1 protein-coding gene and 1 pseudogene are annotated in these 1410 nt (G+C 57.1%); both read left to right on the plus strand.

The features are described 5' to 3' along the window. Positions 1-201, plus strand: a pseudogene (locus R7070_RS25230) (MerR family transcriptional regulator); the annotation flags it as partial. Positions 202-258: 57 nt separating this feature from the next. After that, positions 259-1089, plus strand: coding sequence for an APH(6)-I family aminoglycoside O-phosphotransferase (locus tag R7070_RS25235; protein ID WP_001391758.1), 831 nt, complete (start codon positions 259-261; stop codon positions 1087-1089). Positions 1090-1410: the final 321 nt, after the last annotated feature.

Consider the following 1410-nt stretch of genomic DNA (forward strand, 5'->3'; position numbering starts at 1 on the left):
GGCACCCACTGCGAGGAAGCCAGCAGCCTGGCCGAGCACAAGCTTCAGGACGTGCGCGAAAAAATGACCGACCTGGCGCGCATGGAAACCGTGCTATCCGAACTTGTGTTCGCCTGCCATGCGCGGCAAGGGAACGTTTCTTGCCCGCTGATTGCTTCGCTGCAAGGGGAGAAAGAGCCGCGTGGTGCCGACGCGGTGTAGCCGAGGGTAGTTACGCCTTAGCGTGCTTTATTTTCCGTTTTCTGAGACGACCCCTTCATGCCGCCTGTTTTTCCTGCTCATTGGCACGTTTCGCAACCTGTTCTCATTGCGGACACCTTTTCCAGCCTCGTTTGGAAAGTTTCATTGCCAGACGGGACTCCTGCAATCGTCAAGGGATTGAAACCTATAGAAGACATTGCTGATGAACTGCGCGGGGCCGACTATCTGGTATGGCGCAATGGGAGGGGAGCAGTCCGGTTGCTCGGTCGTGAGAACAATCTGATGTTGCTCGAATATGCCGGGGAGCGAATGCTCTCTCACATCGTTGCCGAGCACGGCGACTACCAGGCGACCGAAATTGCAGCGGAACTAATGGCGAAGCTGTATGCCGCATCTGAGGAACCCCTGCCTTCTGCCCTTCTCCCGATCCGGGATCGCTTTGCAGCTTTGTTTCAGCGGGCGCGCGATGATCAAAACGCAGGTTGTCAAACTGACTACGTCCACGCGGCGATTATAGCCGATCAAATGATGAGCAATGCCTCGGAACTGCGTGGGCTACATGGCGATCTGCATCATGAAAACATCATGTTCTCCAGTCGCGGCTGGCTGGTGATAGATCCCGTCGGTCTGGTCGGTGAAGTGGGCTTTGGCGCCGCCAATATGTTCTACGATCCGGCTGACAGAGACGACCTTTGTCTCGATCCTAGACGCATTGCACAGATGGCGGACGCATTCTCTCGTGCGCTGGACGTCGATCCGCGTCGCCTGCTCGACCAGGCGTACGCTTATGGGTGCCTTTCCGCAGCTTGGAACGCGGATGGAGAAGAGGAGCAACGCGATCTAGCTATCGCGGCCGCGATCAAGCAGGTGCGACAGACGTCATACTAGATATCAAGCGACTTCTCCTATCCCCTGGGAACACATCAATCTCACCGGAGAATATCGCTGGCCAAAGCCTTAGCGTAGGATTCCGCCCCTTCCCGCAAACGACCCCTGGAAGCCCCGTAGCGACGCGGAGAGGGGCGAGACAAGCCAAGGGCGCAGGCTCGATGCGCAGCACGACATAGCCGGTTCTCGCAAGGACGAGAATTTCCCTGCGGTGCCCCTCAAGTGTCAATGAAACGCACAAATGCCAGGCATGGCCTGGCATTCAGTGTTGTTTTCCAAGGGTTTCCCTCCCCTTCGCCACACCCGGAAGCTACTTCTTTG

The organism is Vibrio sp. 1557, assembly GCF_033340175.1.
Taxonomy (GTDB): Bacteria; Pseudomonadota; Gammaproteobacteria; order Enterobacterales; family Vibrionaceae; genus Vibrio; species Vibrio alginolyticus.

Coding starts and splice junctions, on each gene's coding strand:
- R7070_RS25235 (WP_001391758.1), top strand. CDS start 259: ATGCCGCCTGTTTTTCCTGCTCATTGGCACGTTTCGCAACCTGTTCTC.